General features: G+C 71.0%; 19 protein-coding genes and 1 other RNA gene. 7 read left to right on the forward strand and 13 right to left on the reverse strand.

What is annotated here, in order from left to right:
- Position 1: 1 nt before the first annotated feature.
- The gene (locus tag ACI791_RS03100; RefSeq protein ID WP_456584685.1) at positions 2-1,147 is read right to left on the reverse strand and encodes a restriction endonuclease subunit S; all 1,146 of its coding nucleotides are present in this window, start codon (positions 1,145-1,147) and stop codon (positions 2-4) included.
- Positions 1,147-2,607 (reverse strand): type I restriction-modification system subunit M, encoded by a 1,461-nt coding sequence (locus ACI791_RS03105; RefSeq protein WP_456584686.1) that lies wholly within the window; start codon positions 2,605-2,607, stop codon positions 1,147-1,149. The genes ACI791_RS03100 and ACI791_RS03105 overlap by 1 nt, the downstream gene beginning before the upstream one ends.
- A 547-nt stretch (positions 2,608-3,154) precedes the next feature.
- Here ACI791_RS03105 and ACI791_RS03110 point away from each other — a divergent pair.
- From ACI791_RS03110 to ACI791_RS03135, 6 genes are all read left to right on the forward strand, one after another.
- Positions 3,155-3,520 (forward strand): hypothetical protein, encoded by a 366-nt coding sequence (locus tag ACI791_RS03110; RefSeq protein ID WP_456584687.1) that lies wholly within the window; start codon positions 3,155-3,157, stop codon positions 3,518-3,520.
- A 112-nt stretch (positions 3,521-3,632) separates the two neighbouring features.
- A complete protein-coding gene (locus tag ACI791_RS03115) occupies positions 3,633-3,968 on the forward strand; it encodes a hypothetical protein (RefSeq protein ID WP_456584688.1) in 336 nt (111 codons plus the stop codon).
- A gap of 153 nt (positions 3,969-4,121) precedes the next feature.
- Positions 4,122-4,913: a hypothetical protein gene (locus tag ACI791_RS03120; protein WP_456584689.1), complete on the forward strand. Its 792-nt coding sequence runs from the start codon at positions 4,122-4,124 to the stop codon at positions 4,911-4,913.
- Positions 4,914-5,011: 98 nt separating this feature from the next.
- Complete coding sequence (locus ACI791_RS03125; RefSeq protein WP_456584690.1) at positions 5,012-6,040, forward strand: hypothetical protein; 1,029 nt, start codon at positions 5,012-5,014, stop codon at positions 6,038-6,040.
- A complete protein-coding gene (locus ACI791_RS03130; RefSeq protein ID WP_456584691.1) occupies positions 6,037-6,282 on the forward strand; it encodes a hypothetical protein in 246 nt (81 codons plus the stop codon). The genes ACI791_RS03125 and ACI791_RS03130 overlap by 4 nt, the downstream gene beginning before the upstream one ends.
- Before the next feature lie 9 nt (positions 6,283-6,291).
- Positions 6,292-7,881 carry a hypothetical protein gene (locus ACI791_RS03135; RefSeq protein ID WP_456584692.1) on the forward strand — a complete coding sequence of 530 codons (1,590 nt, stop codon included), beginning with the start codon at positions 6,292-6,294 and terminating at the stop codon, positions 7,879-7,881.
- A 93-nt stretch (positions 7,882-7,974) separates the two neighbouring features.
- On the opposite strand, the gene ssrA is transcribed toward ACI791_RS03135, so the two are convergent.
- The 9 genes from ssrA to prfB all read right to left on the reverse strand — a co-directional run bounded on the left by ssrA (position 7,975) and on the right by prfB (position 16,412).
- Positions 7,975-8,350, reverse strand: a transfer-messenger RNA (tmRNA) gene (gene ssrA, locus ACI791_RS03140).
- A gap of 98 nt (positions 8,351-8,448) precedes the next feature.
- On the reverse strand, positions 8,449-9,597 hold the full coding sequence (locus ACI791_RS03145; protein ID WP_456584693.1) for a magnesium and cobalt transport protein CorA: 1,149 nt from the start codon (positions 9,595-9,597) through the stop codon (positions 8,449-8,451).
- Positions 9,598-9,955: 358 nt separating this feature from the next.
- Positions 9,956-10,834 carry an SCO6745 family protein gene (locus ACI791_RS03150; RefSeq protein WP_456584694.1) on the reverse strand — a complete coding sequence of 293 codons (879 nt, stop codon included), beginning with the start codon at positions 10,832-10,834 and terminating at the stop codon, positions 9,956-9,958.
- 196 nt (positions 10,835-11,030) lie between these two features.
- Positions 11,031-11,924 carry an amidohydrolase family protein gene (locus ACI791_RS03155; RefSeq protein WP_456584695.1) on the reverse strand — a complete coding sequence of 298 codons (894 nt, stop codon included), beginning with the start codon at positions 11,922-11,924 and terminating at the stop codon, positions 11,031-11,033.
- The gene (locus tag ACI791_RS03160) at positions 11,921-12,844 is read right to left on the reverse strand and encodes an NADP-dependent oxidoreductase (RefSeq protein ID WP_456584696.1); all 924 of its coding nucleotides are present in this window, start codon (positions 12,842-12,844) and stop codon (positions 11,921-11,923) included. Before ACI791_RS03160 ends, ACI791_RS03155 begins: the two co-directional genes overlap by 4 nt.
- Positions 12,841-13,317, reverse strand: a complete 477-nt coding sequence (gene smpB, locus ACI791_RS03165; RefSeq protein WP_347059679.1) for an SsrA-binding protein SmpB — start codon at positions 13,315-13,317, stop codon at positions 12,841-12,843. The genes ACI791_RS03160 and smpB overlap by 4 nt, the downstream gene beginning before the upstream one ends.
- Positions 13,318-13,446: 129 nt before the next feature.
- Positions 13,447-14,331 (reverse strand): permease-like cell division protein FtsX, encoded by an 885-nt coding sequence (ftsX, locus tag ACI791_RS03170; RefSeq protein WP_347059678.1) that lies wholly within the window; start codon positions 14,329-14,331, stop codon positions 13,447-13,449.
- Between the two features lie 53 nt (positions 14,332-14,384).
- The gene (ftsE, locus tag ACI791_RS03175) at positions 14,385-15,065 is read right to left on the reverse strand and encodes a cell division ATP-binding protein FtsE (RefSeq protein ID WP_199580242.1); all 681 of its coding nucleotides are present in this window, start codon (positions 15,063-15,065) and stop codon (positions 14,385-14,387) included.
- Between the two features lie 237 nt (positions 15,066-15,302).
- Positions 15,303-16,412: a peptide chain release factor 2 gene (prfB, locus tag ACI791_RS03180; protein WP_347059677.1), complete on the reverse strand. Its 1,110-nt coding sequence runs from the start codon at positions 16,410-16,412 to the stop codon at positions 15,303-15,305.
- A 46-nt stretch (positions 16,413-16,458) separates the two neighbouring features.
- Between prfB and ACI791_RS03185 the strand changes: the two genes are divergently transcribed.
- Positions 16,459-16,749 carry a DUF6343 family protein gene (locus tag ACI791_RS03185; protein ID WP_456584697.1) on the forward strand — a complete coding sequence of 97 codons (291 nt, stop codon included), beginning with the start codon at positions 16,459-16,461 and terminating at the stop codon, positions 16,747-16,749.
- Between the two features lie 23 nt (positions 16,750-16,772).
- On the opposite strand, the gene ACI791_RS03190 is transcribed toward ACI791_RS03185, so the two are convergent.
- Both ACI791_RS03190 and ACI791_RS03195 read right to left on the reverse strand, forming a co-directional pair.
- Positions 16,773-17,804: a lipase family alpha/beta hydrolase gene (locus tag ACI791_RS03190; RefSeq protein ID WP_456584698.1), complete on the reverse strand. Its 1,032-nt coding sequence runs from the start codon at positions 17,802-17,804 to the stop codon at positions 16,773-16,775.
- A gap of 127 nt (positions 17,805-17,931) precedes the next feature.
- A complete protein-coding gene (locus ACI791_RS03195) occupies positions 17,932-19,680 on the reverse strand; it encodes a putative bifunctional diguanylate cyclase/phosphodiesterase (RefSeq protein ID WP_456584699.1) in 1,749 nt (582 codons plus the stop codon).
- Positions 19,681-19,686 lie beyond the last annotated feature (6 nt).

A 19,686-nucleotide genomic window follows, 5' to 3' on the forward strand; every position in this document is an offset into this window, starting at 1 on the left:
TCTACAACTGGCCGGCGAACGCGCGGTCGACCAAAGCTGCATGCAGCTCACTGAAGGCATCTGCCTGACGTTGGCATGCATGTCGTTGACGATCGACACTCCCCAGACGCTCCACAAACTGCTCTTGAAGCTCCCGCGGCGGAACGCGGACTTGCAACTCCTTCAACTTGGTCACATTGATCCCCGGCATGACAGCACCTGAGCTCACTGCATGAATCTGGGTAGCGATTTCTCGACTCTCATGAAGCTGGTGAGCGAGAAACTCTGGCACAACCCTGTCGGGATCCATGCGGAGTCGGAGAAGGTCGGAATGCATAATCCCCAAGGGGAGGTGCGAGGGGTACACCGAACAGTTCCCAATGGTCCCCTTTCGAGTCATGACAATGTCGCCGGGAATAATGGAGTACTGAGACAAACGATCGGCAGTTGCCTCAGCCACGAACTCCCACGCTGGGAGTTCGAACCGGGCATTGACGTTCTTGATGCCCCAGAGGGGCACGCCAGCCTCGCGGAACTCGGACTTTTGCAACTGAGTGCCGAAGGGGCCACAACGGATGTCGTCGCGAGTGGCGCAGAGGTCGACCAACCTCCGCCTCGGCCACTCCGTTCCAGCAAACATCTCCAAGTAGATCGAGTTGCCCAAATCGCCAAAGTGATCGAGGGTTTCCTGACGATTGGCGCGCAAGGATTCCGCGCGACTGAGAACCGTCGCGATACGACGCTGGTCAGCGAGGGGTGGGAGTGGGATCTCGATGCTTCTAAGTGATTTTACGGAGAGATGCTTTACCGTAGCGAAGGGAGTCGCGTTCTCGATTTTCTTGAGCATCTTGGGCAGGAAGCGCACGAGATAGCCTAGATCCAGAGACGGATCGAGCCCGGCGATCTTGCACACTCGCTGATTCAGGAGAGCAGGGCCCCCACGCCACCTCGCCAGGTTGAACTCACCGTCCATCCCGATGAGATAATCTCCATCAGAAACGAGGAAGCGAGGGTCGTACTCCCCTGAGTAGTACGTGCTACTCCGCCCCGGAACTACGTCACGGATCCGGACGAGCGGCAGACCGACACCATCGGTGTTGAACGCCGATGACTTGAATGCGAATCCCGAGACGAACTCGGCTAGATCGCCAAGCGAGAGCACCTTCATCACGAGAGCATAGCTCTCAGGTCCGCGAGGCCCTGTTGAATCTCAGCTTCGGACTTCTCGAGGTCTGCGATGATTTCCAAGGACGGCCGGTGGTCGGTCTCGACATGGACGACTTCCTTGTACCGATTCAGCGAGAGATCGTATCCCTGGGCAATGATGTCGGCCTTGGGGACACAGAAGCTCTGTTCTGCGCGTCCTCGCTTGAGCTCCTCCTTGTCGCGCTCAGCCCAACGCGCAAGCACGTCGGACAGGTCGTTGGCCGTCGTTGGGATGCGCTTGTCGTCCAGACTGAATCCGTCCGCCCGAACGTCGTAGAACCACACGTCCTGGGTTCCGCCACTGTTGGTCTTGGTGAAGAGCAGGATGGCTGTGGACACGCCCGCGTACGGTCGGAACACCCCCGACGGGAGCTTGACCACGGCGTCGAGCTTCTGCTCCTCGACCAGGATCCGGCGTAGGGCCTTGTGCGCCGTCGACGACCCGAAGAGCACTCCGTCGGGGACGATGACCGCTGCGCGCCCACCGGGCTTGAGCAGCCGCAGGAACAGGGCGAGAAAGAGCAGCTCGGTCTTCTTGGTCTTGACCACCCGCTGCAGGTCCTTCGACGTCGACTCGTAGTCGAGGCTGCCTGCGAACGGCGGATTGGCGAGGATCAGCGAGTAGAGGCCTTCCTCGCCCGCCGCGCCTTCGGACAAGGAGTCGCGATAGCGGATGTCCGGCTGCTCGATCCCGTGCAGCAGCATGTTCATGCTGCCGATGCGCAGCATGGTGGAGTCGAAGTCGTACCCGTGGAACATGCTGCGGTGGTAGTGCTGCCGCTGCTGCTCGTCGGTCATCACCGTGGGGTGCTCGCGGCGCACGTACTCCGATGCGGCGACGAGGAAGCCGGCGGTGCCGCACGCAGGGTCGCAGATCTCGTCCGACGGCTGTGGGGCGGTCATGGCCACCATCAGCTGGATGATGTGCCGGGGGGTGCGGAACTGGCCGTTCTGACCAGCTGAGGCGATCTTGCTGAGCATGTACTCGTAGAGGTCGCCGTTGGTGTCACGGTCCTGCATGGGGACGTCGTCGAGCATGTCCACGACGCGGGAAAGCAGTGCCGGGGTCGGGATGGTGAACCGCGCGTCCCTCATGTGCTCGGAGTAGGTGGACCCGTCGCCGCCGAGCCGACGCAGGAACGGGAAGACGCCCTCGCCGATCACCTGGTGCATGACCCCAGGCTCGAAGTCCTTGAACCGGGACCAGCGCAGGTCCGCCTCACCGGGCTGGAAGATCGGGTCCTCGATCGGCTTGCCGGTGCGGTTGGCCTTCCGCTCCTTCAGCGTCTGGAGGTCGTCGAGCCGACGGATGAAGAGCAGGTAGGTGATCTGCTCGATGACCTCGAGGGGGTTGGAGATGCCTCCGGACCAGAAGGCGTCCCAGACTCTGTCGATCTTGCCCTTGAGCTCCCCGGTGATCACGCTGACGCCTCCGTCATTGGCGCCACCAGTCGCACTGAGTCGCGGAGTTGGTCTGCTGCTGTGAACAGCACGTCCTCGAACTTCAGCGGTTCGTACTTCTTCGCGCGCGGCGGCACGTGCAACTCCCTCGGTCGGTTCAAGCACAGGCACGGTAGCCCGACGGCCGCCGCACAGTGGAGAACCGGACACGGTCGGTCATGCCAACGAGCGGTCACCTCCTCTCGGCGTTGGCCTGACGCGACGTGTGTCCTGCCGCGATCGCCATCGGCTTCGGGCACCGGTCGGCCGCGGGCGGCAACGCCGTCGGGATCACCTCCTTCGGTGACGGCTGCCAGCCGCCGGCGACCCGGGGTCGGTTGATCTCTGTGGAGTTGTCAAGCTGCGATCGGCGGCACCTCGGGACGCCGCGGCCGAGCACGGTCACCGGGCGCTTTCCTTCGTCAATCGGGCGGCCCAGTCGAATGCCCCGACGACTCCAACCGGCACAGCTGAGGGCGCGGATCGTCCGCCGCGGCCCATTGGGTCGCCAGCAACCGGAGGTGCCGGCATGTCCGTGCTCCCCTTCCCGTCCGTCGACCACGGCCACCGGCCGTGGCCGGCGGATCGCGTCGCCACCGCCTCGGACCAGGCTGTGCTCGGCCGCGCCGCGGACCTGGTGGGCATCCCCGCCCATCTGCTGCCCCTTCCGCTGCGTTGGGGTCCCGCCCCCGCGCAGCTAGCGGTCATCCGGGTCACCGCGGAAGTGCTCCTGTCGCGGCTGGAGGAGACCTCCGGTGCGTGCTCCGACTGCGCCGGCTCGGACCGGGCGATGGACTGCGCCCGTGAGCTCGGCAAGCTGGAGGCGCGGCTGGACGCACTGGCCCGTGACGCAGAGCTGGTGCTGGGCTGGATGGCGGCGCCGACGGAGCGATGACCGGGGCTTGCGCCTTGTGAAGCCGCGCGGAGGGGTGACGCGGACGGGCCTCGGCCCGTTCGCGTCACCCACACCGCCGGTGCCGGGAACGCCGATCGGCACGGAGAAGCCGATGACCCCCAACTCACACGCCCAGGGCGCCAGCACGCCCGAACCGCTGCGCGACTACCGGCTGCGGAAGCTCCTGGTTCGCCGGCAGGTGCTCGCCGACGCCGCCGTCGAGCACCTCTGCCACGACCTCCCCGGCGCGGACCTCCTCTGGGAGAGCCTCCACCGCGTCGAGGAACGCCTGCGGCAGGAGTACCCCGCCGTCTGGGCCCAGTCGAACGCCGACTGGGTGGCGGCCGACGCCGCCCGGCTGCACACCGCTGGTCGGTCGGCAGCGGAGACCTGCCGGCTCTGTCGGCAGTGGCACGTATCCGACGCCGAGGTCCGCCCGGCGTCCTGAACGCCACCGTGGCCCCGCCCGTAAGGGCGGGGCCACACCCATGTCCGGATCGGGTGCGCCGGCGGTCCCCGCCAGCAGCGTCAGCCAGGCGGCTCCCCTGCGGCCGGATCGACCTCATTGCCGATCCGCCCCATCGCCGGACCTGTACCGGGCATGACCGCTACCGCCGACGGCCGGGGTCCCCGGCTCGACGACCCCGCTGAACTCGACCGCTTCCTCGCCGCCTACGCCCCGACCGGTGTGGCCGCTCAGTGCTGGGCTGTTCTCGCGCCCGACGCCATCGCCCTGGTCAAGAGGGCAGGGCCGCTGACCCGGGCCCGCGTGGAGAAGGACATCCAGACGCTGGGTGCGGTCGCCGCCCGACTGGTCGAGCGCAACCGCGACCTGTCGCTGGACGAGGCCCTGGCGGACACGACGCTGCTGGACTTCGACCTCGCACTGGGGCGGTGCGGCGCGTCGGACAAGACCCGGGAGAACCGCCGCGGCATCCTGCGCCGGCTGCAGGCGGTGCACCACGGCGTGCCCTGGCGTCGGGAGCGCCGCGGCGATGGCGAGCGGGTGGACGCCCTGCCTTCACCGTCCCTCGTAGGCGAGGTCGCCCGCGTCGTGGCCGTCGCTGGGGCGGACCGCGGCGCGGACGCGGCGGCGTTCATCACCGCGGTGAATGCTGCTCGACGTGCCCGCCGCGGAGACGCCGAGGCCGCCACCGACCCGGCGGACTGGCGACGGGCCCGGGCGTTCGCCGAGCGCCACGGGCTCGGGCTGACCTCGCGGGCGCTGGCCGCGGCAGTCACCCACGAGGTGCTGCTGACAGAGCAGCCGCTGGCGGTGCACATCGCCGCAGCGGGGCTGACCCGGCGTGACCTCGACCTCGGCCTTACCCACGCCGCAGCACTGCCGGACCAGCCGTCCGACCGGCACAGGGCGGTGCTGCGCGGCGCCTGACGACCGCCAGTCGCGGTGATTGCCGTACCGAGCCGCCCCCGCACGGTCCCGGCCCGAGCTGCCCGGAGAGGCCGAGCAGCCGGAACGGGGAGCCGACCGTGACGAGCAACTCCACCCGACCGCGCAAGCCCAGCAAGGCGGCGATGGCCCGCCAGCTGGCACAGGTGCAGGCACAGCACGAGCAGGAGCGCGAGCTGCCACCCGCGCTGGCGCAGCTGATCGACGACTACGCCGGTGCCGGCTACACGGCCGTGCAGATGGCCGCCATCCGGCCGTTCCTCCGCACCGTCATCACCGCCAGCACGCTGACCGGTGCCGAAAGCGTTCGCAAGCACTGCACGCACATCGCCGGACTGGCGGCCTACGCGACCCGGCGCGGCGTGACCCTCGAGCCCGTCCAAGTGCTGACGACCGCCTTCATCGACGAGTACGTGCGCCTCGGCATGGCAGGAGCCGGCGAGTCGGTCAAGGCGGAGCGTCGGCGGCGCCTGCTCGCCCTCGCCCGCACCGTCAACCCGGGACCGACCACCCCGGCACGGCTCACCCCGATCGGGCACAGCGCGGTCAAGCCGCCCTACACGCCGACGGAACTGGCGGTCATTACCCGCGTCTGCCGCACCCAGCCGACCGAGGCCAAGCGCCGTGACCTGTCGACCGTCGTGGCCCTCGGCGCTGGCGCCGGCCTGGACAGCGTCGACCTCCGCCACCTGCGCATCGAGCACATCGAGGACCTCGGCATGCAGGGCCTGCAGGTCCACGCCCAGGAGCCGAGGCCGCGGATCGTGCCGGTCCGTTCGCGGCTGGAGGCCCTCCTCCGCTCCGCCGTCGACGGCAGGCGGGCCGGCGAGCTGGTGCTCGGGGACAAGGTGGACCGGCGGAACACCGCGGCCCGCGCCGTCGAGAACGCCGCGCTCTACAACGTCCCGCACATCGAGGCGGCGCGGCTGCGCGCCACCTGGCTGGCCGACCTGATGACCGACACCGTCCCCATCGGCGTGCTGTTGCAGGCGGCCGGGCTGAAGTCCGCCCGCACGCTGGTCGACCTGGTTCCCCACCTGGGTCCGTGGCTGGAGCACAAGGGCCTGACCAAGCCCGCCGCCGGCGCGCTGCGCGGGGGTGCCCGATGAGCGCCAAGCACCTCACCCCGGCACTCGTCGACCGCACCGTGCACGTCATCGACAGCAGCGGCGTCCTGGACCTGGCTTGCCCGCCCCGGCAGCCCGGCAAGCCCGGCCGAATCGGCAGGATCCGGGACAACACCCGCCTGCTGTTCATCGGTATGCACCTGTGCACTCGGCTGGGGCACGAGACCACGCTGGCCAGCATTCACCAGGTGCTCACTGAGGCCCTGCCCCGTGACAAGCAGTGAGAGCTCGGCGTGCTGCGCCCGCCGACCACGACGAAGCGCACCAACGCCAAGCCGTTCGACCCCGACGCGCCTGCGCTGGTCAAGAACGGCAAGCCCCGCAAGAGGATCTGGGCCGAGGACGGCGTCGAGGAGATCGGCTACGACGACCTGTCCAACGCCGCCACCGCCCTGCGGAAGCGGCTCGACTACGGCCACGGCGCGGCCCCGCAGCTCGACGACACCGAGCGCGCCGCTCGTCAGGGGACCGTCGAGCAGATCATCGACGCGCTCATCGCTGTCACCACCATCCCGCGGACCGGCAGCACCAGTGCGCTGGACGCCACCGGGCAGTGGGCCTGGACCCGCGGCCCCGGCAAGCGGAAGAAGGAGCTGGAGAAGGACCTCGCCGACGGCGTCACCGACGGGGCGGACCCGGACGCGCTCGAGGTCGCCGGCATCGCCACAGACGACGAGGGCGCCACCGCGCCCGAGGACCAAAGCGCGCCCGCGCCCGCCGCCGCCCGCGGCCGCTGCCTCGACGCCGCCTGGGGCTACAAGACCAGCAAGAGCGGCGAGAAGGAGGTCGGCTTCGGCTTCCACCAGCACACCATCTGCCGGGTTCCCGACCCGAACGCCGACGACGACTCCGAGCCGGTGCTCATCGACGGGTTCGTCCTCACCCCCGCCAACGCCGACGTCGTCGAGGCCTCGCTCGGGCTGATCGACCGCATCCGCAGCCGCCACCAGATCACCCGGCTCGTGGGCGACATGCTGTACACCAACCTCAAGGGCGGCCGGTGGGCCGTACCGCTGGCCCAGCGGGGCATCGAACAGGGTCTCGCCATGCGCACCGACAACCACAGGGTCGTCGACATCAACGGCGCGCAGATGCAGCACGGCTGGCTGCACTGCGCCGCCGCCCCAATGGACCACCGGCCGCTGCCGCCGGAGCGCGCCACCGCCGAGGAGTGGGACGCCTTCCACGACGACGTCGACGAGTTCCAGCGCAACTGGGCCTTCGACCGCAAGGAGAGCGGCCTCGGCAAGAGCGTGACCAGCAAGTGGATCTGCCCCGCCCGCGCCGGCCGCGCCGGCTGCCACGCCCTCGGCGCCGCGCAGGTCGAGGCGGCCACCCAGCTGGGGCTCCCGATCATCACCCCGCCGGAGGACCACACCACCCGCAAGTCCTGCACGAACAAGACGATGGACTTCACGCCCGACTCGGACGACGCGAACCACCAGCGCAAGCTGATGCAGCGTGAGTACTACGGCAGCCGCCGGTGGCGGCGGCTGTTCAAGCGGCGGGCGCTGGTCGAGGGGGTCTTCGGGATTCTCAAGAACGCCAGCCGGCAGCGACTGCGCCGCGGTCAGAACCGACTCCCCGGCCTGGCGATGGCCTCCATCGTCGCCGCGGTCAAGGCCAGCGTCTTCAACGAGGAGCAGCTCCGCAGCTGGCACGACCGCACCGCCCGCGGCTCGGCCGACCACCCGCTGCTGCAGCCCGACCCGCCCTACTGGGGCTTCCGCGACCTGACGAAGGAGGAGGCGAAGGCCGTCGACGCCGAGCACCTGCGTCGCCTCCGCGGCGGCCACATGCAGCAGGTCCTCGAGGCTGCCTGACACCTGCGTGAGACGACGAACCGCCCCGGACCTGTAGGTCCGGGGCGGTTCGTCAATCTACGAAGAGTCTCCGCACAATCTGCGAAGACCTCGTGGTGGAGGTGGCGGGAATCGAACCCGCGTCCTTCGACGCATATCCAGGGCTTCTCCGAGCGCAGTCTGCTGTGCCTCTGCTCGGCCCCACCGATCACGCAGACGAGTCGGTGTGACGGGCCCAGTCGCTGTTGGATGTCCCGTGCGCGCCCGCGACCGGCACGCACGGTGAGTCATCTAGCTGATGCCAGGATCCGGGCCGATGACGAACCCGGGCTGACAGACCCGCCTAGCTACCGTCAGGCAGCGAGGGCGTAGTCGCGCTGATCAGAGTCGGCGCTTGTGTGTTGTGCAACGCGTGGTTAACGAGCTCATCGTTGCCTTCCTCGGCTCGCTTCCCCTGGACACCCGACCGAAGTCGAGACCAATCACCCCCTGTGTAGTTGTGCGAACAGGATAACCGGCCGCACAAGCAGGTTGTTCCCGCCGCCCGGGACCGCCCGGATGCTTCCCGACCCGCCGCAGGTCCCGCGCTCAGATCCAGTCGCGACGCTTGAACACCAGGTAGAGCGTGAGGCTGACGCCGAACATGAGCAGCAGCGCGAACGGGTAGCCCCACACCTCGTCGAGCTCGGGCATGTGGTCGAAGTTCATGCCGTAGACGCCGCCCACGAGACTCGGCGCGAACAGGATCGCCGCCCAGGCCGAGATCTTCTTGACCTCCTCGCCCTGCGCGATGCTGGTCTCGGTGAGTTCGCGGATCTCCTCGTTCTGCCGCTGCGCGACCAGCGTCGCGTTGACGGTGAGGATGTCGCGCAGCTGCAGGCGGAATCCCTCCACCCGCTCGTTGACCTGCACCACGTGGTCGGCGACGTCGCGCAGGTAGCTGCGCAGCTCCTCGTCCACGCCGTACTTGTCGAAACCGGCGGTGATCGCGGCGATGATGCCGGTCAGGGGCTGCGCCGCGCGCTGGAACTCCAGCACCTCCTGCGACAGCTCGTAGATGCGCCGGGAGACACCGGGGTCACCGCCGAACACCTGGGTCTCGATCTCGTCGATGTCGTTGGCCAGGCCCTCGACCACCGGCCCGTACCCGTCGACGACCGCGTCGAGGGCCGCGTACAGCACCGCCTCGCTGCCCTTCGCCAGCAGCGCCGGCTCGCTCTCCAGCCGACGGCGCACGCGAGCCAGGTCGGGGGACTCGCTGTGCCGCACGGTGACGGCGAAGTCCGGCCCGAGGAACAGGTGCAGCTCCCCGAACTCCACCTCCTCCAGGGCGTCGACGTACCGCGCGGCCTTCAGCACGACGAACAGCGTGCTGCCGTAGCGCTCGAACTTCGGCCGCTGGTGGGCCTTGATGGCGTCCTCGACGGCGAGCTCGGGCAGGTCGAACAGCTCGGCCAGCGCGCCCAGCTCGTTCGGCTGCGGGCGGTAGAGCCCCATCCAGGCCAGCCGCTCCTCCCCCGCGGCCAGCTCCTCACGGCTCTCGGCCGCAGTCTCCGGCGTGGCGATGCGGCGGCCCTCGGAGTACACCGCGTTGTCCACGATCCGCGACGGCTCGGCCGGGGCGTCGGGCACCGTCGCGGACGCCGTGGCCCCGCTCGGCGTCCGCACGGGCTCCAGCCGCGGACGGCGGGTGAGGGTGGTCAGGGCGGTCAGCGGGGCGAGACGGCGCTCGGTCATGACGGGCTCCGGAGGGCAGGGGACGACGAGGCACACCGGGGGTCCTCTCGCCAGCCACCGTTCCCGGTCCCGTCGCAGCGTGCGAGGGGTGGGGAGAACGGGCTCCTTCAGCAGGCGGGAAGGACCTCGGGATCGGTACTGGGAGGTTCGCTGCGCACGACGTCCTCCTCCCGGGTCCAGCCGCCCGCCCTCGCGTTCCGGCCGTCGCCCATGCTCCCACGCCGGCGACGACGACCCGAGGGTGTCCTCGCCCACACGGGTGACCGGCTCCCGGCCGCGGATCGGCCGACGGCCCCGGGACCACGTCCACCACCGGCGGGAGCAGCACCTGCGCGCTCCTACCGTCCCAGCGGGTCGTCTAGCGGCCGAAGATGCCCTGGCCGAACGCGCCGTTCGCGGTCAGCACGCGCGACAGGCCCTTGCCGATCTCGACCACCCGCGCGGTCTTCTCCGCGCCCAGCGACAGCCATGGGTCGGCCGCGAGCGCGTCGGTCTGCATCTCGATGCGGGCGCGCAGCTCCGCGCCCTCCTCGGTCAGCCCGGCGTCGTCGAGCAGCCCGCGGTCGGCGAGCGCGGCGCATGCGGCGTCCCACTGCTCGTCCTTCCACCCGCGGGTGGCCTTGGCGGCCTGCACGGTGAAGCCGCGACCGGTGGCGCAGTGGGTGATCAGCGCCTCGAGGCCGGTGAGCCCGGCGTGCAGCAGGACGGCGACGTGCCCGTCGCCCCGGTGCTCCCGTAGCAGCGTGGCCCCGTGCCACAGGGCGAGCAGCGGCTCCCCCGGCCACGGCAGGTCGGCGTGCCCGGCGTAGAGCGGCCGGCCCTCGGCGCTCAGGTCGCTGCAGGCCTCGCGGAGCAGGCCGGCCAGCTCGGCCACCTCCGGGGAGCCGGCGACCTCCTCGCCGAGCAAGCGGGTGAGCGAGCCGCGGGCGGCGTCGAGCCGGGCGGTGAGCACCTGCTCGGGCGCGGCGAGCGTCCAGGCCCGCGGGATCATGTGCGCGACCAGCGACGGCGAGAAGTTGTAGAAGGTCGCCGTCACGAGGCCGGCCCCCACGGCCCCCATCGGAGCGGCGCGGCCGGCGAAGTAGACCATCCGGCCCGGCCGCAGGCCGACCGCACCGAGGTGCTCGTCCTGCTCCGGGGCGAAGTAGAGGTGCGAGTGCAGCGGGTCGATCGCGCGGTGCGCGCGGCCGACGAGTGCGGGATCGAACGCGGGCTCGGGCTGATCGACGCTGACCATGGCCGGACCCTAGCGACTCGCCACCGGGGGCTGCCGGACCGACCAGGCGACGTGGGTGCGCGCCGTCTCGAACGCGAGGCGCTCGTGGACCCGCAGCGCACCGGTCACGTCGCCGCTGTCGACGTCGGGAGCGGCGGTGCGGCAGCCGCCCGGGTCGGGCGGGCCGAGGGCGGGCGCGGCGAGCCGGAGGTCCGGCTCACGCCGCGATCTCGAACAGCCGCGCCCCGTTGTGCCAGAGCACGGCGCGCAGCCACTCCTCCCCCAGATCCAGCCGGTGCAGCGCCTGCAGCTGATGGGCGTAGGGGTACGGGATCGAGGGGAAGTCGCTGCCGAGGAGCACCTTGTCGCGCAGCGCCGCCAGCCGCGGGCGGTCGGCCGGGTCGAAGGGCATCAGCCGCTCGGTGAAGTCGGTGGCGAACATCGTGGTGTCCAGGTGCACGCGCTCGTATCGTTCGGCGAGGCCCAGGAAGTCCCGGTACTCGGGCATGCCGAGGTGGGCGATGACCAGCTGCAGCCGCGGGTACCGCTCGAGCAGCCCGCTCATCGGCTCCGGTCCGGTGTGCTCGCCGGCCAGTGGGCCGGAGCCGCAGTGGATGACGACCGGGGTGCCGGTCTCCTCCAGCCGGGCCCACACCGCGTCGAGCAGCGGGTCGCGCGGATCGAACGCCCCCACCTGGACGTGCACCTTGAACACCCGCGCGCCGGCGCCCAGCGCCTCGGACACGTAGTCGTCCACCCCCGGCTCCGGGAAGAACGTCGCCGACCGGAGGACCTGCGGGCGGCCGGCCGCGAACCCGGCGGACCACTCGTTCAGCCACGCGGCCATCCCGGCCTTGTGCGGGTATGGCAGCGTCGGGAAGGCCCGGACGCCGAGCCGGTGGAGGACGGCGAGCCGCTCCTCCTCCGGCAGCCGGTACGTGACCGGCCACTCGGAGCCGTAGTGGGTCCCCGCTGCCTCGAAGTACTGCCAGACCTTCGCCTGCACCCGCTCGGGCAGGAAGTGCACGTGCACGTCGACGAGCCCGGGCAGGCCGAGCTCCCGCCAGTACCGCGGGACGTCGGCGTCGTCGGCCGGCGGTCGGACGCTCACGGGACCGTGACGACGACCTTGCCGCGGACGTGCCCGCCGGCGACCAGCTGCTGTGCCTCCCCGGTTCGCTCCAGCGGGAACGCCTTCGCGACCGCGACCCGCAGCTGCCCCGCGTCGGCCATCCGGCCGAGCTCCTCGAGGTCGTGCCGGTCGGGGCGGACGAACACGTAGCGGCCCCCCATCCCGTTCACCGACGGGTCGACGACGCTGGCGATGCGGGAGACGTCGCGGACCTGCTCGGGCGCGTCGGCCAGGGCGTTCCCGCCGTTGAGGTCGAGCACCGCATCGACCTTCTCGGACAGCTGCCCGCTGACCGGGCCGGCCGAGTAGTCGAGCACCTCGGCGCAGCCGGCGTCGGTGAGGAAGCCGTGATTGCGCGGGCTGGCGGTGCCGATGACGGTCGCGCCCAGGGCGACGGCGATCTGCACGGCGAAGAAGCCGACGCCGCCGGCCGCCCGGTGCACCAGCACCCGGTCGCCCTCCCCGACCTCGAGCGCCTCGGTGAGCGCCTGGTAGGCGGTCAGCCCGGCCAGCGGCAGCGCGCCGGCCTCGGTGAACGACAGCGACTCCGGCTTGGGGGCGAGGCACCGCTGCGGGGCGGGCACGAGCTCGGCCGCCGTCCCCCACTGGACGTCGTCGCGCCGCAGGTAGCCGAACACCTCGTCGCCCGGGGCGAAGTCGACGATCGCGGGGCCGACCGCCTCGACGACGCCGGCGAGGTCCCAGCCCGGGATGATCGGGAAGTGGTGCGGGAAGAACCCGGCCAGGCCGCCCTCGCGGATGCCGATGTCGACCGGGTTGACCCCGGCGGCGCGGGTGCGGACCAGCACGGTGTCCGGGCCGACCGGCGGCTCGGGCAGGTCGTCCCGCAACTCGAGCACCTCGATGCCACCGAACCGCTCGTAGGCGATGCCCTTCACCGTCGTCCCTTCACGTACCGCCCGAAGGCCTTCTGGATCTCGCGGCGCGAGTCGCGCTCGGCGAGGTCGTGCCGCTTGTCGTAGGACTTCTTGCCCTTCGCCAGCGCGAGCGTGGCCTTGACCTTGCCGTCCTTGAAGTACAGGTCCAGCGGCACCAGGGTCAGCCCGCCCTCGCGGGTCTTGCCGACCAGCTTGTCGATCTCGACGCGGTGCATGAGCACCTTGCGCTTGCGCCGCGGGGCGTGGTTGGTCCATGTGCCCTGCACGTACTCGGGGATGTGCACGTGCTGCAGCCACACCTCGCCGTCGTCGATCGAGGCGAACCCGTCGACCAGCGAGGCGCGGCCGGCACGCAGGCTCTTCACCTCGGTGCCGGTGAGCACCAGACCCACCTCGAAGGTGTCGAGGATCGAGTAGTCGTGCCGCGCCTTCTTGTTCTGGGCGATGAGCTTGCGCCCGGTCTCTCGCGGCACCGTTCCTCCGTCGTCCTCCGGACGACACCGCGGCCAGGTGCCGTCCCCATCTGCGACGAGCGTGCCCCGGCCCTCGTCGTGGCGGCCTCCGGCCTCCACTCCCCGGCCGCCTCGCGGGGCGGCTCGCCCCTACAACCTTACGTACAACCGGAGCGTCACGTACGCGGCGATGCCGGCCAGCGCGACCCCGACGCCGGAGACGACGACGCTGTTGGTGATGATCGCGTCCCACTGGACCGGCGGGATGATGCCCGCCTTGATCGGCCCGGCCAGCGTCCGGTCGATGAACAGGACCTTGGTCAGGATCAGCCCGCCGGCGGCGAGCAGGCCGCCGACGAGGCCGGCGAACGCCGCCTCGAGGATGAACGGCAGCTGGGTGTACCAGCGCGAGGCGCCCACCAACCGCATGATGTTGGTCTCGTTCCGGCGGTTGAACGCGGCGAGCTGGATGGTGTTCGAGATCAGCAGCAGGGCGGCGAGCGCCTGCACGACCGCGACGGCGATGGTCGCGTTGCGCGCCCCGTTGAGCAGGCTGAACAGCCGGTCGAGGAAGTCACCCTCGTCGCGCACCTGGTCGACACCGTTCTCCCCGTTCGGGAACTCGGCCGCGATGACCTCGTAGCGCTCGGGGTTGACCAGCTCGACGCGGAAGCTCTCCGGCAGCGCGTCGGCCGGGGTGTTCTCCACGAGTTCCGGCTGCTGGCTGAACTGCTGCCGGAAGCGCTCGTAGGCCTCCTCGCGCGACTCGTAGATGAAGTTCGAGACCTCCGGCGAGGCGGCCAGCTCCGACTCGATCGCCGCCCGCTGCTCGTCGGTGACGTCGTCGGCCAGGAAGATGGAGACCTGCACCTTGTCGTAGTAGATCTCCTTCATGTCGGAGATCATCCCGGCGATCAGCAGGCCGGTGCCCATGAGTCCGAGCGAGATGGCCGTGGTCAGGATCATCGCGACCGTCATGGTGAGGTTGCGACGCAGCCCGGTGGCCACCTCGGAGAGCACGAAGTTGACGCGCATGGATTTCCTGTCGTGGATGCGTGCGGACGCGGTCGGCGGTGTGGCGGGCGCTGCTAGCGGCCCACGCCGTAGACACCGCGCGACTGGTCGCGGGTGAGGACTCCCCCGTTGAGCTCGATGACGCGGCGGCGCATGGAGTCGACGATGTGGTAGTCGTGCGTCGCCATGATCACCGTGGTGCCGGTCCGGTTGATCCGCTCGAGCAGCAGCATGATGCCCTCGCTGGTCTCCGGGTCGAGGTTTCCGGTCGGCTCGTCGGCCAGCAGCACCAGCGGCCGGTTGACGAACGCGCGGGCGATGGCCACCCGCTGCTGCTCACCACCGGAGAGCTCGCCGGGCAGCCGGTTGGCCTTGCCCTCCAGCCCGACCATCTCCAGCACCTCCGGGACGACCCGCTTGATCGTCCGGTGCGGCTTGTTGATGACCTCGAGGGCGAAGGCGACGTTCTGCGCCACCGTGCGGTTGCGCAGCAGCCGAAAGTCCTGGAAGACGCAGCCCATGGTGCGGCGGAGCTTGGGCACCTGCCACTTGCTCATGGTGTTGAGCGTCTTGCCGTTCACCGAGACCGTGCCCGACGTCGGGTCGTCCTCCTTCAGCAGCAGCCGCAGGAAGGTCGACTTGCCCGAACCGGAGGAGCCGATGAGGAAGACGAACTCTCCCTTGTCGATCTCCGTGGACACGTCGTCAAGGGCGGGCCGGCCGCTGGCCGGGTACAGCTTGGTGACGTGTTGCATTTCGATCACGAGGCGCCACGGTACTAGTCCCGGGGCCCCGCACAGCCCGTTCGCCACGGAACGCTCCGGAGTCGTTCTCGCCCTGTGTCACCGCGTCCCTGCAACGGCCCGGTCAGCCGGTCACGGACGGTTGCGTCCGGCTCCGACCCGGCCCGGAACGTGAGGAAGGACCCACCTGCCGGCTCCTCTGCAGGGCCGGCGCCGGGCCGGCGAGGCCCGGGGAAGAGGTGTCCTTCCTCAGGCGGCGGTGGCCTCCTGCTGCTTGCGCCAGCGGATACCGGCCTCGATGAACGAGTCGATGTCCCCGTCGAGGACCGCCGCGGTGTTGCCGGTCTCGTGCTCGGTGCGCAGGTCCTTCACCATCTGGTACGGGTGCAGGACGTAGGAGCGCATCTGGTTGCCCCAGCTGCTGCCCTCGCCCTTCAGGGCGTCCATCTCCGCCTTCTGCTCCTGCTGGCGCACGACGAGCAGCCGGGCCTGGAGCACGCGCAGCGCAGCGGCGCGGTTCTGGATCTGGCTCTTCTCGTTCTGGCAGGACACGACGATGCCGGTTGGGATGTGGGTCATCCGGACGGCGGAGTCGGTCGTGTTCACGCTCTGCCCACCGGGACCGGAGGAGCGGAAGACGTCGACCCGGATCTCGTTCTCGGGGATGTCGACGTGGTCGGTCTGCTCGACGACGGGCAGCACCTCGACGCCGGCGAACGACGTCTGCCGGCGGCCCTGGTTGTCGAACGGCGAGATGCGCACCAGCCGGTGGGTGCCCTGCTCGACCGAGAGAGTGCCGTAGGCGTAGGGCACCTTCACCGAGAAGGTGGCCGACTTGATGCCGGCCTCCTCGGCGTAGCTGATGTCCAGGACCTCGGTCGGGTACTTGTGGCGTTCGGCCCAGCGCAGGTACATGCGCATGAGCATCTCGGCGAAGTCGGCCGCGTCGACCCCACCGGCCTCCGAGCGGATCGTCACCAGCGCCTCGCGCGAGTCGTACTCGCCCGACAGCAGGGTGCGGACCTCGAGCTCGTCGAGCACCTTGCGCAGCGCCTCCAGCTCTCGCTCGGCCTCGGCCGTCGTGGCCTCGTCGCCCTCCTCGGCGGCCATCTCGTGCAGCAGACCGACGTCGTCCAGCCGGCTCCGCAGCTCCTCCACCCGGCGCAGGTCGCCCTGCATGTAGGAGAGCTTGGAGGTCAGCGCCTGCGCGGCCTCGACGTCGTCCCAGAGGTCGGGGGCGGCGGCCTGCTGCTCGAGCTCGGCCACCTCCCGGCGGAGTCGGTCGACGTCGAGAACGGCCTCGATCGACTTCAGGGTCGTGTCGAGTTCGTCCAGGACGACGGAGAAGTCAGCGGCCACGTCGACCCAGGGTAGTGCGCTCCCGGCGCGGGTACGCAGGGATGCCATGACCGACCCGAAGCGACAACGCTCCCGGGAGGACTACGCCCGCGGCCTCCCCGACCACCACGACCCCACGGCGGGTGTCGGTGGTGCGCCCCCGGCCCGGTCGGCGCTCACCCTCCGGCTCGTCCTGGCCGTCTTCGGCCTGGTCATCTGCATCGGGGGCGGGATCCTCATGCTCAGGGCCGACCCGGTGCCGGTGGCGTTCCCGGTGGTGCTGTTCGTGCTCGCCGCCGTCGCCGCGGTCGACATCGTGGTGATCGCCCGGCGGAAGGCCCGCGGCGAGCCGGGCTGAGCCCGCCCGGCCCGCCGCGCCGGTCAACGGCGGGCGTACACGTAGGCGGCGAGCGCCGGCTCGTCCTCGACCTCCGGGGCGTCGCCGTCACTGTCCACCGCGTAGCCGACGAAGGCGGCGTAGTCGGCCGTGAAGGTGGCCGGGTCGACCCCCGGCTGGAAGACCTCGGCGCAGGTGGTGAGCGGGATCCGCCCGCGCTCCGCCGGGCCGTCGTGCGTGAGTGCGTCCACGACGATCGCGTAGCCCACGGGGTCGTAGCTGCCGATGGCGAAGTGGTCGGCGGCGTTGGCCGGGCACACCTCCTGGGTCGCGATGTTGACGATCCGACCGGAGCCGGTGCGCAGCGCCGAGCTGGCCACCGGCGGGGTGTTCGGGACGACGATCTCGTCGGCCGCCGTGTAGGCGACGGTGTAGTCGACGCCGGCGAAGGTCTCCGCCCCGCTGTTCAGCGCCTCCAGGAACTCCGACCGGGAGGCCTGCTGGTGGTTGGCCGGCGTGCACGGGCCGGTGCCGCAGGAGGTGTCGGCGAGGACCGTGCCGTGGTCGGACGGCGAGAGGCCCACGAGGTCGTCGACCAGCGGGCGGGTGTCGGGCCAGAAGCGCAGCGCCCAGCGGGGCACCATGCCGCCCTGGCTCCAGCCGACCACGTCGACGTCGCGGTGGGCCTGCTGGCTCATGGTGCGGATGGCGTGCACCAGGTACTCGCCGGCCACCTGGATGTCGCCGGTCGCGTCGGAGGGCAGGGTCACCGCGCACCAGCGCCAGCCGCGCTGCTCGAAGGCCCGCATGTAGTTCCAGTCGAAGCCGACCTGCGGGTCCATGGTCGTGCCCGGCACCAGCAGGATCGGGTCCTGCTCCAGGCCGCGCAGCGGGCCGTTGCAGGTGAGGCTCTCCTGGAGGGCCGCCTTGGGCACCGACAGCGCGGGGCCGCGCTGGTCCAGCGGCGCGTACTCCCCCGTCTCCGTCGAGGTGGGCGCCGCCCCGGCGACGCCGCCGCCCAGCAGGACGGCGGCCAGCGCAGCGGTCAGAGCGGTCAGCAGCCTGGGCCTGGGCATCGGGTCGTCTTCTCCTGCGGGGCGCGCGCGGTCGCGCGCTTTCTGCAACACAACGACGGTGTCCACACGGTCGTGGTCCGACCACTCGGGCGACCGCACAGCGGGACGGACCCGTCGGGCCGGACGCTCAGCCGGCCCGGTACCGGCGGACCCAGCCCGGGAACTCGTCACCCGGCATCGGCCGGGCGATGTGGAAGCCCTGGGCGTACCGGCAGCCCAGCTCTGTGACCCGCTGCAGCTGCGTCGCCGTCTCCACGCCCTCGGCCAGGCTCCGCATGCCGCAGGCCCGGGCCAGCCCGACGACGGCGGCGACCGCCGCGGCCGACGAGCCGTCCGGATCGTCGGTCCCGGTGACCAGGCTCCGGTCGATCTTCAGGACGCCGGCGGGGATGGCGACCAGCTGGCTCAGCGACGAGAAGCCGCTGCCGAAGTCGTCGATGGAGGACTCGACGCCGAGGTCGCGCAACCGCCGGAACTGCTGGGCGGCGCGGGCAGGGTCCTCGGCGGCGCTGGTCTCGGTCAGCTCCACGATCAGCTGGCGGGCGTGCAGACCGGCGCCGCGCAGCGCGGTCACGACGTCGTCGACGAGGGTGCCGGTGACCAGGTGCGCCGCGCTGACGTTGACCCCGGCGACCACGGCGACGCCCTCGTCGCGCCAGGCGGCCACCTGCCGGCAGGCCTCGGCCAGCACCCAGCGGGTGAGCGGAATCATCAGGTCGTGCTGCTCGGCCACCGGCACGAAGTCGCACGGCGGCACCAGCCCGCGCTCGGGATGCCGCCAGCGCACCAGCGCCTCCACACCGGTGACCTCCCCCGTCGCCAGCTCCACCACCGGTTGGTAGTGCAGGACCAGCCCGCCGTCGGAGATCGCGTCCCGCAGCTCGGCCGCCAGCTGCACCTTGCGCTGCACCCGGGCTCGGAGATCCGGGCTGAAGATCCGCACCCGGTTCCGCCCGGCGGCCTTGGCCGCGTACATCGCCAGATCGGCGTCGCGGACCAGATCGGTGGACCGCACGCCGGCGCGGTCCCCGGCCGGGATGGCGGCGATCCCGATGCTGGCGCTGAGCCGGTGGGTGGTCCCGTCCAGCTCGAAGGGCTGCTCGAAGGTGGCCTGGCAGCGGTGCGCGAGCAGCTCGGCGCCGTCGGCGTCGCAGTCCCGGCAGAGGACGACGAACTCGTCGCCACCCAGCCGCCCGACGGCGTCCTGCGCGCGGGTGCTGTCGAGCAGCCGGCCGGCCAGCTGGCGCAGCAGCTCGTCACCGACCTCGTGGCCGAGGGAGTCGTTGACGTCCTTGAAGCCGTCGACGTCGAGGAAGAGGACGGCGACCGCGGGACGGCGGGGGTGCAGGAGCTCGGCGTCGATCAGCTCGTGCAGGTGTGCCCGGTTCGGCAGCTCGGTCAACGAGTCGTGGCGCGCCCGCCAGGCCGATGCCTTCTCGGCGCGGACGCGGGCGGTGATGTCGAGGTGGGTGACCACGACGTGCCCTGCCTGGTCGACGCGGGACGCCTGCACGTGGAACCAGCTCGTGGCGACGCCCGCGGGGTCGGGGACGGAGCGGTCGACCGAGACCTCGGTGCGCTCGCCCCGGGACAGCTCGCGCAGCTCGCGCACCAGCCGGCGGGCGTCGGCGTCGTCGCGCAGGTGCAAGGCGAGCGCGTGGTAGTCCTCGCCCGGCAGGATCGGCGCCTGGCGTTCCCGCCCCGCCTCCGTCCACGCCGAGTTGGCCAGGACCACGCGGCCGGCCGGGTCGAGCAGCACGGTCGGGGAGGCGAGGGCATCGAGCACCGCCTCCACGAGCGCGGCGTCCCGGCCGGACGAGCCCGCGTTGCGGCGCACGTCGAGGGGCAGCTCGCGCTCTCCAGGTGCTGCTGCCACGTCCCC

This window comes from Blastococcus sp. SYSU DS0973 (genome assembly GCF_054051055.1).